Consider the following 12,439-nt stretch of genomic DNA (forward strand, 5'->3'; position numbering starts at 1 on the left):
TGGTTGACCATAACAATATCGGAAATCATTCCATGGACCGCTCCATACAACGCTTGCTGCTTGCGGGCGGCCTCATCGTTTCGCTAGCCATGGGCATTCGCCATGGTTTCGGCTTTTTCATGCCGCCGATGACAGCAGCCTTTGGCTGGACGCGTGAGAGCTTTGCCTTTGCGCTGGGTATGCAAAACCTGATCTGGGGTCTGGCCCAGCCATTTGCCGGCGCACTGGCCGACCGCCACGGCCCGGGCAAGGTGCTGCTGGGGGGCGGCTTGCTCTATGCACTGGGCTTGCTGCTGATGACGGTATCGGCCAGTCCGGCCATGTTCTCCCTGTCTGCCGGGGTGCTGCTGGGGCTGGCATTATCCGGCACTACATACAGTGTGATTTTTGGCGTACTGGGCCGCACCGTACCCGCTGCCTATCGTTCGCGCGCCATGGGGCTGACGGCAGCGGCTGGCTCGTTCGGTCAATTTGCCATGGTGCCGATCGAGCGTTCCTTGATTGACGGCATGGGCTGGCTGCCTGCCTTGCTGGTGCTGGGGGCTTGTGCCTTGTTGATGCTGCCATTGGGTCGGTCGCTTACCCGTCAGGCTGCATCACTGCCGCAGACGGCGCAGCCGCACACCCATCCGCACTTGCTGCAGGGGATGCTGCATACATTCAGCCGGGCATGGACCGAAAAGGGCTTCCGTCTGTTGATGGCTGGCTATTTTGTTTGCGGTTTTCAGGTGGTGTTCATTGGCGTCCACCTGCCGGCCTATCTGCGCGACCATGGCATGGGGGGCAATATCGCCAGTCTGGCGCTGGCCTTGATCGGCCTGTTCAATATTTTTGGCACCTTCATCTTTGGTGAAGCAGGCAGCCGTTATGCCAAGCCACCGCTGCTGGCCGGCATCTACCTTGTGCGCAGCATTGCCATCGGCCTGTTCTTGCTATTGCCCTTGTCCGTACCTTCAGTCCTGGTGTTTGCTGCCGTGATGGGATTTTTGTGGCTCTCCACCGTGCCGCTGACCAATGGTGTTATCGCCAGCCAGTTTGGCGTGCAGCACTTGGGCATGCTGTCCGGTGCGGTGTTTTTCTCGCACCAGCTGGGTAGCTTTCTTGGTGTGTGGCTGGGGGGCAAGCTGTACGACCTGAATGGCAATTACAATATCGTGTGGGGCATCGCCATTGTGCTGGGGGTGCTGGCCGCGCTGGCTAATCTGCCGATTCGCGAGCAGGCATCCACCGCCTTTGCCGACAAGGCCGCTGCATGAAAACCGCTTTGTTTGCCGTGCTGGGCCTGCTGCTGGTGATACTGCTGTTGATGTACCAGCAACCGCGCTTTGTCATGGCATTTTCCGACTTGATAACAGCCTGTTTTTGAAGCGTCAGGAGCTTGCATGCTGAGTACCGAACTGTTTGCCCGTTTGAATGCCATCTGGGAAGAGGGCGAGCATCACGATGCCGTCACTACCGAACGCGCCATGAAAAACCTGTTCATCACGCCGGATACCGGGCGTTTTCTGTATCAGCTGCTGCGCCATGCCAATCCGCAGCAGGTGCTGGAGATCGGCACCTCCAACGGTTACTCCACCTTGTGGCTGGCCCTGGCCTTGCGTGATCGCCCGGGCCGTATCAGCAGCCTGGATATTCTGCCGGCCAAACAGCAGCAGGCGGCGCACCATTTGCAGGATTTTGCCTTGCAGCACAAGGTGGACCTGCACTGTCTGGATGCTGGCACTTATTTGCAGACCGCCGAAGCTGGCAGCGTGGATCTGGTGTTTCTGGATGCAGATCGCAGCCGTTATGTGGATTATTGGCCTGATCTGTGCAGGATTCTGCGCTCAGGCGGCCTGGTTGTGGTGGATAATGTCTTGTCGCATGCAAGCGAATGTGCGGATTTCATTCGACTGGTGCTTGCGACGGAAGGCTATCTCGCGGAAACTTACCAGATTGGAAAAGGCCAGTTTGTCATAGTGAAAGATTGATTACGTGTCAGAAGAACTGCTGAAGCAACACCGCGATGCCATCGACTCTATCGATGCCCAGATTCTCCATCTGCTCAATAGCCGTGCCAGCCATGCTCGCGAGATCGGTGAAATCAAGGGCGGTGGCATCATCTACCGCCCGGAGCGTGAAGCCCAGGTGCTGCGCCGTATCCAGCAGCTCAATCCGGGCCCCTTGCCGAATGAAAGCGTAGCCCGCCTGTTCCGGGAGGTGATGTCCGAATGCCTGGCGCTGGAAAAGCCCTTGTCCATCGCTTATCTGGGACCGGAAGGCACCTTCACCCAGTTGGCTGCAATCAAGCATTTTGGCCATGCGGCCCGCACGGTGGCCTGCGCCTCGGTGGATGAGGCTTTCCGCCTGGTGGAATCCCGCGCGCTGGATTATGTGGTGGCCCCTGTGGAAAACAGCACCGAAGGCGCTGTTGGCCGCACATTGGACCTGATGGTAAGTAGCCCCTTGCGCATTTGCGGTGAAGTGGTGCTGCGCATCCATCACCACCTGCTGCGCAAGGAAGACGGTATGGCCGGGATTACCCGGGTGTATGCCCATGCCCAGGCGCTGGCGCAATGTCACGAATGGTTGAACAAGAATCTGCCGGAAAATGTCGAGCGCATGTCGGTAGCCAGCAATGCCGAAGCCGCACGTCTGGCCGGAGAGGACCCGCAGGCCGCAGCCATTGCCGGTCAGGCCGCTGCCGAACGCTACGGGCTGGTCAAACTGGCGGAGAATATTGAAGACGAACCTAATAACACCACGCGCTTTCTGGTGTTGGGCAATCAGCAAGTTGGTGCAACCGGCCAGGACAAGACTTCCATCGTGGTGGCTGCGCCTAATCGTCCGGGTGCAGTCCACCAATTGCTGGCGCCAGTGGCCGATAATGGTGTTTCCATGACCAAGTTCGAATCGCGCCCCTCGCGCGCTGGTTTGTGGGACTACGTGTTCTTCATCGACATGGAAGGCCATCACGACGACGCCAATGTTGCCACTGCGCTGGCCGGGCTGGCGGAGCGGACTTCTTTTGTCAAAGTACTGGGTTCTTACCCGCAAGCAGTTTTGTAAGTTTATTGTTATGCAATACGCAGCCGGGCTGGAGTACTCCGCCCGGCTGCGGCTTTTTGGGAGAGTGTAAACATGAAGTCGGTTTGTCTGTTTTGTGGTTCCAACAAAGGGGCGCGTCCCGAATACGTGGCGGCAGCTGCCGCATTTGGCCGCACGCTGGCCGAAGAGGGCATCACCTTGGTATACGGTGCCGGCAAGGTGGGGTTGATGGGCGTGGCTGCCGATGCCGCACTGGCGGCGGGTGGTAAGGTGATCGGTGTGATTCCGGAGTTTCTCAAGGCCAAGGAAGTAGCACACATGGGCCTCAGCGAGCTATATGTCACGGAAACCATGCACCAGCGCAAGGCCATGATGGCCGAGATGGCCGATGGCTTTGTCGCCTTGCCCGGCGGCTTTGGCACTTTTGATGAACTGTTTGAAATCCTGACCTGGGCGCAGCTGTCGGTCCACGACAAGCCGGTTGGCCTGCTGGATGTGGCCGCTTACTTCCAGCCCTTGCTGGCACTCAGCCGCCATGCCGTGGCGGAAGGTTTTGTGCCGGCCAGCAATATGGAACTGTTTTCCCACTCCCCGGATGTAGCGCAATTATTGGACGCCATGCGTGCCTATCAACCACGCCAGACGCTGAAATGGCTTGATCTGGCCAAGACCTGACCCCATCTGGCAAGTTATCGCCCCGGGGAAACCGATATGACCGATGAGCGCTGCGCAGGCAGCAAAACATGGCGCTGGCGCATGCGCCGCCTGCTGACCGGGCCGCTGGTGCTGCTGGCGGCCCTGTTGATTGCATTCGAGGAATTTGCCTGGGAGGAGCTGTCTGCCTGGCTGGCACGGCTTGGGCGCTTGCCGGTGCTGCGCCAGATTGAGGCTGTCATTGCCCGGGCATCGCCATCGGTGGCGCTCAGTCTGTTCCTGCTGCCGGTGCTGGGTCTGTTGCCGGTCAAGCTGGCTGCGGTGCTGCTGATCAGTCGAGGTCATGCGGTATCCGGCCTGCTGGTGATTCTGCTGGCCAAGCTGCTGGGAACAGCAGTGGCTGCACGTCTGTTTGCGCTGACGCGGAACCAACTGATGCGTGTGGGCTGGTTTGCCCGCGCGTACCAGCTGTTTATGCGCTTAAAGGCTTATGTGTATGGACGCCTTGCTGCCTCGCGCGCCTGGCAGGCAGCACAACGCCTGCTGGCCTTGTTGCGCATCCGCTTGCGGCGGTCGTCGGTATGGTCGCGCCTGGGGCGGCGCATGTCTCGGCAGTGGCAGCATTTGCGCAAATAGCCGACATCGTTCGCTGTCGGCTTCTGATAAAATCGGTGTCGGCCTGGCAATCTGACTGTCATGCCAGCATGACCGCCCCAATCCATTTCGCAGGAATACAGCATGATTATCGTGATGACCCGTTACGCACAGGATGAGCAGATTCAGGCCGTTGTCGACAAGATTCGCGCCGCAGGCCTGAGCGAGCATGTCTCTCGCGGTACTGAGCGAACCATCATCGGGGCGGTGGGGGATGAGCGGGTGTTCAGCCCGGATGCTTTTGCCCTGATGCCGGGTGTGGAGCGGGCCATGCGGGTGGTAAAGGAATACCGCATCGTATCGCGGGAAGTGCACCCGGCGGATAGCGTGGTACAGGTACGAGGCCTGGCTATTGGCGGGTCTGTCATTCATGTCATCGCGGGTCCGGCTGCGGTTGAAACGCCGGAGCAGATGGCGCAATCGGCGCAGATGGTGCGCCAGCATGGTGGCAAATTGCTGCGTGGCGGTGCTTTCAAGCCGCGCACCAGCCCCTATGCATTCCAGGGGGTTGGGGTGGAGGGGCTGGATATCTTGCAGCAGGAGGCGCGCCGTCAGGGCTTGCCCATGGTGAGCGAATTGCTGGATGTGCGGCTGCTGGATACGTTTCTGGAGTATGACGTAGATGTCATCGAAATTGGTGCCCGCAATATGCAGAATGTCGGCCTGCTCAAAGAAGTGGGCCGTATCAACAAGCCCGTCATTCTCAAGCGCGGCCCGTCTTCCACACTGGCTGAGTGGCTGATGGCCGCCGAGTACATTGCCGCAGGTGGCAACCACAACATCATTTTCTGCGAGCGTGGCATCCGCAGCTTCGAGTCGGCCTACCGCAATATGCTGGATCTCTCTGCCATCGCTGTGATGAAGCGTGAAACGCATTTGCCGGTTATCGTCGACCCCAGTCATGCCGCTGGCAAGGCATGGATGGTGCCGTCACTGGCCAAGGCGGCGCTTGCGGCTGGAGCAGATGGTTTGATGCTGGACATTCACCCGGATCCGGCCAACGCCTGGTGCGATGGCGAGCAGGCGCTCAGTCCGGCGGAGTTCGGTTTGCTGATGCAGCAGCTATCCGCACTGGCCGCTTCGCTGGGGCGCGGCCTGGCTTGAATATTATCGGGTAAACAATAAAAAAACCGGCGAGTGCCGGTTTTTTTATTGCCATCTTGGCTCAGGTCCAGCCCAGCAGGATAGGGGCTAGTCTGCTTCCCAGCAGATTGCAGAGTAATGGCGACAGTAGTGTGCTGGCCAGTAATACGCCCCATGAGAGCCTGCCTTGCTTGTTGTGCAGCAGAACAAGCAGAAACACATGATAGAGCATGTAGCTGATCACCACGATCATCGGCGGCAACATGATATAGGCAGCCATCGGGCGCCAATCCAGAAACGGAGAGGTAAGCAGACAACCCAGGCCAAGTGTGAGCTGCGAGGCAAGCAGCGCAGTGATGCGGGGTGATTCTCCGGGAAAGTGCAATCCGCTGCGGCTGGCGCTGGCGGTGGCTGGCAGCCAGATGGCGGCTGCAATGGCCAGCCATGCATAGCTGTAGACCAAGGGAAGCCAGATGGGGCGCAGCACTTGGTAGGGCTCGGCAAGACGGATCATTGTCGCCAGCAGGAAATAGCCGGCAACAAAAGCTGCAATGGCTACCGGGCTGCGTGCTGCAATTTGTCGCCACAGTATGTGCAGCAGATAGGCAGTCAGCAGCAGGATGAGAGCCCAGCCCCCAATTGTTGCCGTCATGCCTGTCCCAGTACGCGCAGCAATGCTGCAGAAATGATCTCGCCCATTTGCGCCAGATAGTGCGTGTGCATGTCGAAAGTAAAGCGCTGTGCGTCATCGCTGGCCAGCACCAGCAGGCCGAATGCAGTGCCACTGGCATCGGTCAGCGGTATCTGGCTGAAGGACTGTAGTACTGGAGTGGCTGGGAACCAGCCCAGCACCTCATCATTGACATAGGGACCGCAGTAGGGGGCTGACAGATTGCGTGTCAGCGCCTGGACCTCATGGCGGGCATTGTAGAGTGGAGAGGACTCCGCCGCCGGATGCCACAGGCGTAATGCAATGCGATCCAGGGCGAAGTCCTGATGAAAGCAACTGGCCAGCCCGTCGGCCACCTGTTGCAGGTTCAGGCAGCGCTGCAATGTCAGCGACAGGCGGTGGGCGCTATGGATGATCTGGTCATTGGCCTCACCGTGGCGGATGAGTTGATGCAAGCGGGCTTCCAGTTGCCGGTTGCGGTCTTTCAGTTCCAGCATCTGCCGGTCTGCCAGCGAAACCACTACCCGGTCCTGTGGAACCTGGCTGCGCAGGCCGAAGCGGTCGGCATGGTGCTGAAGAAAATCCGGATGGCTATCCAGAAAGGCCAGAACCTCTTCGCTTTGCATCAACATTCTCCTTGTGCGGCGCTTGCGCGCCTTGGCAATTCAGACTTCGATTTCGCCCTGGAATACCGTCATGGCCGGGCCGGTCATGCGTACCGGGTGGCCTTCGCCATGCCATTCGATCTGCAGGTCGCCACCACGGGTATGCACCAATACCTTGCCATCCAGCAGGCCTCGGCGGATTCCGGCTACCACTGCCGCGCAGGCTCCCGTGCCACAGGCCAGGGTTTCGCCGGCCCCGCGCTCGAAAACACGCAGACGGATTTCTTGGCGGGAAACAATCTGCATGAAGCCGGCATTAACCTTTTCCGGAAAGCGGTGATGGGCTTCTATCAGTGCGCCCAGCTCCTTAACCGGCGCGGTATCGACACTATCGACCACCTGTACCGCGTGCGGGTTCCCCATGGATACCACGCTGATGTCGCAGCTGTAGCCGCCGGTATCCAGCGGGTAAGTAATAGCCTCACCTTCGGCGACAAAGGGAATGTCCACCGGGCGGAAGCGCGGCACGCCCATATCGACGATGGACTGGTTCTGGCCCAGGTATTCCGGAATGATGACGCCCTTGGCGGTTTCAACCCGGATAGCCTTCTTGTTGGTCAGTTTCTGGTCGCAGACAAACTTGGCAAAACAGCGCGCGCCGTTGCCGCACTGTTCCACTTCGCTGCCGTCATTATTGAAAATACGGTAGCGGAAGTCGTTGTTTTCTTGCTGGGGGGATTCCACCAACAGCATCTGGTCAAAACCAATGCCGAAGTGGCGGTTGCCGAGCTGGCGGATTCTGTCGGTATCGAGGGAGACGGTTTGTCTGACACCGTCAATTACCATGAAGTCATTGCCCAGGCCATGCATCTTGCTGAATTTGAGTCGCATCGGAATAGGTCCGGTCTCAGGGTTGGCCAAATGCCTTCCATCATAACTGATATGCCATGCCTGTCCAGCGTTGGAGCCATTCGATTGACACCTTACTAACCAGTAAGTAAAGTTTCCTGATGAAACCTGCCACCGAAGCCAAGAGCGATACAAGCAAGCGCATCCTGGATATCGCCGAGGAGCTGCTGCTCACGCGCGGCTACAATGCTTTCAGCTATCAGCACATCAGTTCGGCACTGGGGGTCCGTAATGCAGCGATTCATTACCACTACCCCAAAAAGACTGATCTGGGCGTGGCGCTGATCCAGCGCTACCGCCGCCGTTTCCAGCGTTTTATCGAGGCGCAGCTTGCCTTGACGCCAGCTCAGCAACTGGAGCGCTATTACACCCTGACGGATGCCTATTTTGAGCACGACCAGCAAATCTGCCCCAGTGGCATCCTGACTACCGAATACCAGACGCTACCAAACGAAATGCAGCTGGAAGCCAATGCCTTTGTCGAGGAAATGCGTGACTGGGCGGTCAGCATTGCGGAGCGCGGACGGGCCGATGGCAGCATGCGCTATGCCGGCACGGCCGAGGCGATGGGTTTGTTGATGCTGGCTGCCTTGCAGGGTGGCTTGCAATTGGCGCGAACAGATCGGGCGGTTATCGAGGTACTGAAAATTCAGATCCGGGCCTTGCTGGGCCTGGATGGTTCACTTCCATGACATAAAACAGAGGGCTAACACGCATGGATTATCAAAAAAACAGTATGAGCCGCATTGCCGATAAGGTGGGCAAATTGCCTGTCGGCATGCGCAGCAGGGTATTGTCCCTGCTGTTTGGTCGGCTGGTGCCTTTTTTGTCGACTTCGGGCATTCGTTTTGAACAGGTAGGCCATACCCGGCTGACTGTTTCAATACGCAATCAGCGCAAGGTGCAAAACCATATCAAGGGCGTGCACGCAGCTGCGATGGCGCTACTGGCGGAAACGGCTAGCGGTTTTGTCATAGGCATGAATGTGCCGGATGACAAGCTGATGCTGCTCAAGTCGATGAAAGTAAACTATGTCAAGCGTGCGCAGGGTGACATGCGGGCGGTGGCCACGCTGACGGACGAGCAGATCCGGACCATGTACACCACGGACAAGGGGGATGTACTGGTTGATGTCACCGTGACAGACGCGTCGGGCGAATCGCCGGTTGTCTGTGAAATGGTGTGGGCATGGGTGCCCAAAAAGCGCCCCCAATAAAGGAGCCCAGTCATGCAATGGCAAACTTTTGACGTTGAGTTGCAGGGGCAAGTGGCCTTGGTACGCTTTAATCGGGCAGACAAGGCCAATGCTTTGAATCAAACCATGTGGCAGGAGCTGCAGTCGGTGATGGAGTGGGCCGATGCCGAGCCCACGGTGCGCGCGGTGGTACTGGCCGGGCAGGGCAGGCATTTCTGTTCCGGCATCGACCTGTCGATGCTACTGGGCATTCAGGGTGCTATTGCCGACGAGTGCGAGGGACGACAGCGCGAGAAGCTGCGTCGGCTGATCTTGCAGTTGCAGGACAATGTGTCCAGTCTGGAGCGCTGCCGCAAGCCGGTGGTGGCCGCCATTCATGGTGCTTGTTTGGGCGGCGGGCTGGATATTGCGCTGGCAGCGGACTTCCGTTTTGCTGCTGCCGATACGGTGTTTGGCGTGTGCGAGGTGGATATCGGCATGGTGGCCGACGTGGGTACGCTGCAGCGTTTGCCTGGCGTGGTCGGGCAGGGCATGGCAAGAGAGATGGCGCTGACCGGGCGTGATGTTGCTGCCGACGAGGCCTTGCGTATCGGACTGGTCAACCGGGTGCTGCCTGATGCGGACGCCGTGCTGGCGGCTGCGTTGGCGTCTGCAGCCTTGATTGCCAGCAAATCCCCGCTGGCGGTGCGCGGCAGCAAGGAAATGCTGAATTATGCACGTGATCACAGCGTGGCTGATAGTTTGAATCATGTGGCTACCTGGAATGCAGCCATGCTGCTGTCGGAAGACATCCAGAAAGCTGGCATGGCTGCGATGACGCGCCAGCAAGTGATTTTTCGTGACTGAGTCGTGTCCTTGATGACGCAAAAACGGCAGCTTGTGGCTGCCGTTTTTGTTTGGGCTGCGCTGCGCTTATTGGGCTGCGCTGCGCTTATTGGGCTGCGCTGGCTGCCGCTGCAGCAGGCTTGGCCACCGATTCCCACTTGCCATTTTTCAGCTGGTATAGCGAAACGGTACCGTTGACGATATTGCCCTTGGGGTCAAAAGCGATGTCGCCAGTGACGCCTTGCAGCTTGGTCTTGGCAATTTCCGGCAGGTACTTGGCCGGATCGGCAGAGTCAGCGCGCTTCATGGCTTCGATCAGCACGTGGGTTGCATCGTAGGTGTACGGTGCGTAGGCCTGGATCTCGGCATTAAAGCGCTTCTTGAACTTGTCATTGAAGGCGGCAAAGCCGGGCATGCTTTCCTTGGGTGCGCCAGCGCTGGAGGCGTAGCTACCTTCGGCATCCTTGCCGCCCAGTTTGGCAAATTCAGCGGTATTCACGCCGTCGGCGCCCATGTAGTCAGCAGTGATGCCCAGCTTGCGCATCTGCTTCACCATCGGACCGGCTTGCGCGTCCATGCCGCCGTAGAATACCAGGTCAGGCTTTTCACCCTTAATGGAGGTGAGGATGGACATGAAGTCGGTGGCGCTGTTGGTGGTGAATTCGCGCTTGATCACCTTGCCGCCGGCAGCTTCTACCGACTTGGCAAAGTCATCCGCAAGGCCCTGACCATAAGTGGTGCGGTCATCAATGATGGCAATGCGGCTGCGTTTCAGGTCGCTCACGGCAAATTTGGCCAGCGCTTGTCCCTGCTGCTGGTCATTGGCGATGATGCGGAAGGTGTTCTTGAAGCCTTGCTCGGTAAACTTGGGGCTGGTAACCGAACCAGCAATCATCGGAATGCCTGCATCCGAATAGATTTTGGAGGCCGGGATGGCTGCGCCGGAGGTCAGGTGACCGATTACGCCGGCAACCTTGTTGTCGACAAAGCGCTGTGCCACCTGGGTGGCGGTTTTCGGGTCAGCCTGATCGTCTTCGGAAACCACTTCGAACTTGACCGGCTTGCCGTCGAGTTTCAGGTTTTCAGCGGTGGCTTCTTCGGCAGCCAGCTTGACGCCATTGTCGGCATCGCGGCCCCAGTGCGCAAACGGGCCAGTCAGCGGATTGGCAGAGCCAATCTTCACGACCACGGCATCGGTAGCACCAGCGGCGGCAGAGGCGTTTTGTTGCGGGGCGGCAGCATCTTGCTTGTTACAAGCAGTCAGCGCCAGTACGGCGGCGGCGATAAGGGTAATACGTGGGAGATACATGGAAATGCCCTGGTCTAATTAGAATTTGATAAGGGTCATTCGCCACGAAAGCTTTTGGCATTTCATGTCAGCAAACCTCGGGGGTGGTGAGGTCTGTTGATGGCATTGAATGGATACAATCGACGCCACTGACCCGGTTATTTTTGTTGTTCTGCAGCATTTCGTCAACCTTTGTGGCTGATCCAGATCAGATTGCTGTCACTGCATGAGTACATTCATCGGATACCAAATGAAAAAAGCGCAGCCTGAGCTGCGCTTTTGCAAGACATGAAGCAGTAATTACTGGGCTGCGCTGGCGGCTGCCGGAGCACTGCCACCGACGGTGGATACCACTTCCCACTTGCCGTTCTTGACTTGGTACACGGTAACGGCACCGTTCTTGATGTCGCCCTTGTCGTCAAAGGCAATCTTGCCGGTAACGCCGGTGTAGTCGGTCTTGCCAACTTCAGGCAGGTATACCTTCGGATCGGTAGACTTGGCACGCTTCATGGCGTCAACCAGTACACGTACGGCATCGTATTCATACGGTGCGTAGATTTGTACTTCGGTGTTGAACTTGGCCTTGAACTTGTCGTTGAAGGCAGCAAAACCCGGCATCTTGTCGCGCGGTACGCCGCAGCTGGAGGAGTACTGACCTTCAGAAGCGGTACCAGCCAGCTTGATGAATTCCGGAGTTTGCCAGCCGTCACCACCCATCAGCTTGGCTTTGATGCCCAGACGGTCCATCTGCTTGGCCAGCGGGCCTGCCTGTGCATCCATACCGCCGTAGAAGATGACGTCCGGCTTGGTGGCCTTGATGGAGGTCAGAATGGCGTTGAAGTCGGTAGCAGTGTTGGTGGTGAATTCACGCTTCACAACATCCAGGCCTTTGGCCTTGACGGCTTTCTCAAACTCGTCAGCCAGACCCTGACCGTAAGCGGTACGGTCGTCAATGATGGCGACCTTCTTGGCTTTCAGGCCATCAGCGGCAAACTGGCCCAGCGCAGTACCTTGCTGAACGTCGTTGGCAATTACGCGGAAGGTGGTCTTGAAGCCTTGCTTGGTGTAGTCCGGGTTGGTTGCGGACGGAGAGATCTGCGGCAGGCCTGCGTCAGAGTAGATCTTGGAGGCCGGGATGGTGGTACCAGAGTTCAGGTGACCGACAACGCCGACAACGCCTGCATCAACCAAACGCTGAGCAACCTGGGTGCCGATTTTCGGGTCGCCCTGGTCATCTTCGGATACCAGTTCGAATTTGACTTTCTTGCCACCGATCTCAACGCCTTCAGCGTTCAGGTCTTCGATGGCCAGCTTGGCGCCAAATTCATTGTCTTTGCCCAGATGCGAAATCGGGCCGGACATGGGGGATACTTGACCGATCTTGACGGTGACATCACCACCGGCAGCAGAAGCGGCAGGAGCAGAGGCGGCACCAGCAGCCGGTTGCTCTTGTTTGCCGCAGGCAGCCAGGGTCATGGCAGCAGCAGCGATGAGGCTCAGACGAGCATACTTATTCATATTTTATTTCC

14 protein-coding genes are annotated in these 12,439 nt (G+C 58.2%); 9 read left to right on the plus strand and 5 right to left on the minus strand.

Translation table 11 applies throughout. The annotated features are described in order from the left end of the window. Positions 1-32 precede the first annotated feature (32 nt). From ACODR9_RS01415 to aroF, 6 genes are all read left to right on the plus strand, one after another. Entirely contained in the window at positions 33-1,256 is a 1,224-nt protein-coding gene (locus ACODR9_RS01415; RefSeq protein ID WP_488807218.1) for an MFS transporter, read from the plus strand. Positions 1,257-1,382: 126 nt separating this feature from the next. After that, positions 1,383-1,970, plus strand: coding sequence for an O-methyltransferase (locus ACODR9_RS01420; RefSeq protein WP_488807219.1), 588 nt, complete (start codon positions 1,383-1,385; stop codon positions 1,968-1,970). Between the two features lie 4 nt (positions 1,971-1,974). Further along, the gene (gene pheA / locus ACODR9_RS01425) at positions 1,975-3,048 is read left to right on the plus strand and encodes a prephenate dehydratase (RefSeq protein WP_488807220.1); all 1,074 of its coding nucleotides are present in this window, start codon (positions 1,975-1,977) and stop codon (positions 3,046-3,048) included. Between the two features lie 72 nt (positions 3,049-3,120). After that, complete coding sequence (locus tag ACODR9_RS01430) at positions 3,121-3,702, plus strand: LOG family protein (protein ID WP_488807221.1); 582 nt, start codon at positions 3,121-3,123, stop codon at positions 3,700-3,702. A gap of 36 nt (positions 3,703-3,738) precedes the next feature. Next, positions 3,739-4,317 carry a hypothetical protein gene (locus ACODR9_RS01435; RefSeq protein ID WP_488807222.1) on the plus strand — a complete coding sequence of 193 codons (579 nt, stop codon included), beginning with the start codon at positions 3,739-3,741 and terminating at the stop codon, positions 4,315-4,317. Between the two features lie 102 nt (positions 4,318-4,419). Next, the gene (gene aroF / locus ACODR9_RS01440) at positions 4,420-5,439 is read left to right on the plus strand and encodes a 3-deoxy-7-phosphoheptulonate synthase (RefSeq protein WP_488807223.1); all 1,020 of its coding nucleotides are present in this window, start codon (positions 4,420-4,422) and stop codon (positions 5,437-5,439) included. A gap of 61 nt (positions 5,440-5,500) precedes the next feature. Here the strand turns inward: aroF and ACODR9_RS01445 are convergent, their stop codons facing one another. From ACODR9_RS01445 to dapF, 3 genes are read right to left on the minus strand one after another with little or no spacing between them, the layout of a single operon-like run. Then, on the minus strand, positions 5,501-6,070 hold the full coding sequence (locus tag ACODR9_RS01445; RefSeq protein WP_488807224.1) for a hypothetical protein: 570 nt from the start codon (positions 6,068-6,070) through the stop codon (positions 5,501-5,503). Then, entirely contained in the window at positions 6,067-6,714 is a 648-nt protein-coding gene (locus tag ACODR9_RS01450; RefSeq protein WP_488807225.1) for a DUF484 family protein, read from the minus strand. The genes ACODR9_RS01445 and ACODR9_RS01450 overlap by 4 nt, the downstream gene beginning before the upstream one ends. Before the next feature lie 39 nt (positions 6,715-6,753). After that, positions 6,754-7,584: a diaminopimelate epimerase gene (gene dapF / locus ACODR9_RS01455; RefSeq protein ID WP_488807226.1), complete on the minus strand. Its 831-nt coding sequence runs from the start codon at positions 7,582-7,584 to the stop codon at positions 6,754-6,756. 119 nt (positions 7,585-7,703) lie between these two features. Here dapF and ACODR9_RS01460 point away from each other — a divergent pair, with 119 nt between their 5' ends. Genes ACODR9_RS01460 through ACODR9_RS01470 form a run of 3 tightly spaced genes read left to right on the plus strand, consistent with a single transcriptional unit; the run spans position 7,704 to position 9,643 of the window. After that, on the plus strand, positions 7,704-8,294 hold the full coding sequence (locus tag ACODR9_RS01460) for a TetR/AcrR family transcriptional regulator (RefSeq protein ID WP_488807227.1): 591 nt from the start codon (positions 7,704-7,706) through the stop codon (positions 8,292-8,294). A 23-nt stretch (positions 8,295-8,317) separates the two neighbouring features. Further along, positions 8,318-8,818: a DUF4442 domain-containing protein gene (locus ACODR9_RS01465; protein ID WP_488807228.1), complete on the plus strand. Its 501-nt coding sequence runs from the start codon at positions 8,318-8,320 to the stop codon at positions 8,816-8,818. A gap of 12 nt (positions 8,819-8,830) precedes the next feature. After that, a complete protein-coding gene (locus ACODR9_RS01470) occupies positions 8,831-9,643 on the plus strand; it encodes a crotonase/enoyl-CoA hydratase family protein (protein ID WP_488807229.1) in 813 nt (270 codons plus the stop codon). A gap of 85 nt (positions 9,644-9,728) precedes the next feature. Here the strand turns inward: ACODR9_RS01470 and ACODR9_RS01475 are convergent, their stop codons facing one another. Both ACODR9_RS01475 and ACODR9_RS01480 read right to left on the minus strand, forming a co-directional pair. Then, positions 9,729-10,931: a branched-chain amino acid ABC transporter substrate-binding protein gene (locus tag ACODR9_RS01475; RefSeq protein WP_488807230.1), complete on the minus strand. Its 1,203-nt coding sequence runs from the start codon at positions 10,929-10,931 to the stop codon at positions 9,729-9,731. Positions 10,932-11,210: 279 nt separating this feature from the next. After that, positions 11,211-12,428: a branched-chain amino acid ABC transporter substrate-binding protein gene (locus tag ACODR9_RS01480; protein ID WP_488807231.1), complete on the minus strand. Its 1,218-nt coding sequence runs from the start codon at positions 12,426-12,428 to the stop codon at positions 11,211-11,213. Positions 12,429-12,439: the final 11 nt, after the last annotated feature.

Source organism: Aquitalea sp. FG25 (assembly GCF_057809375.1).

Excerpts from the sequence above, each read along its gene's own strand:
- ACODR9_RS01415 (WP_488807218.1), top strand. The coding sequence starts at position 33 with ATGGACCGCTCCATACAACGCTTGCTGCTTGCGGGCGGCCTCATCGTT.
- ACODR9_RS01420 (WP_488807219.1), top strand. The coding sequence starts at position 1,383 with ATGCTGAGTACCGAACTGTTTGCCCGTTTGAATGCCATCTGGGAAGAG.
- ACODR9_RS01430 (WP_488807221.1), top strand. The coding sequence starts at position 3,121 with ATGAAGTCGGTTTGTCTGTTTTGTGGTTCCAACAAAGGGGCGCGTCCC.
- ACODR9_RS01435 (WP_488807222.1), top strand. The coding sequence starts at position 3,739 with ATGACCGATGAGCGCTGCGCAGGCAGCAAAACATGGCGCTGGCGCATG.
- aroF (WP_488807223.1), top strand. The coding sequence starts at position 4,420 with ATGATTATCGTGATGACCCGTTACGCACAGGATGAGCAGATTCAGGCC.
- ACODR9_RS01445 (WP_488807224.1), bottom strand. The coding sequence starts at position 6,070 with ATGACGGCAACAATTGGGGGCTGGGCTCTCATCCTGCTGCTGACTGCC.
- ACODR9_RS01450 (WP_488807225.1), bottom strand. The coding sequence starts at position 6,714 with ATGCAAAGCGAAGAGGTTCTGGCCTTTCTGGATAGCCATCCGGATTTT.
- dapF (WP_488807226.1), bottom strand. The coding sequence starts at position 7,584 with ATGCGACTCAAATTCAGCAAGATGCATGGCCTGGGCAATGACTTCATG.
- ACODR9_RS01460 (WP_488807227.1), top strand. The coding sequence starts at position 7,704 with ATGAAACCTGCCACCGAAGCCAAGAGCGATACAAGCAAGCGCATCCTG.
- ACODR9_RS01465 (WP_488807228.1), top strand. The coding sequence starts at position 8,318 with ATGGATTATCAAAAAAACAGTATGAGCCGCATTGCCGATAAGGTGGGC.
- ACODR9_RS01470 (WP_488807229.1), top strand. The coding sequence starts at position 8,831 with ATGCAATGGCAAACTTTTGACGTTGAGTTGCAGGGGCAAGTGGCCTTG.
- ACODR9_RS01475 (WP_488807230.1), bottom strand. The coding sequence starts at position 10,931 with ATGTATCTCCCACGTATTACCCTTATCGCCGCCGCCGTACTGGCGCTG.
- ACODR9_RS01480 (WP_488807231.1), bottom strand. The coding sequence starts at position 12,428 with ATGAATAAGTATGCTCGTCTGAGCCTCATCGCTGCTGCTGCCATGACC.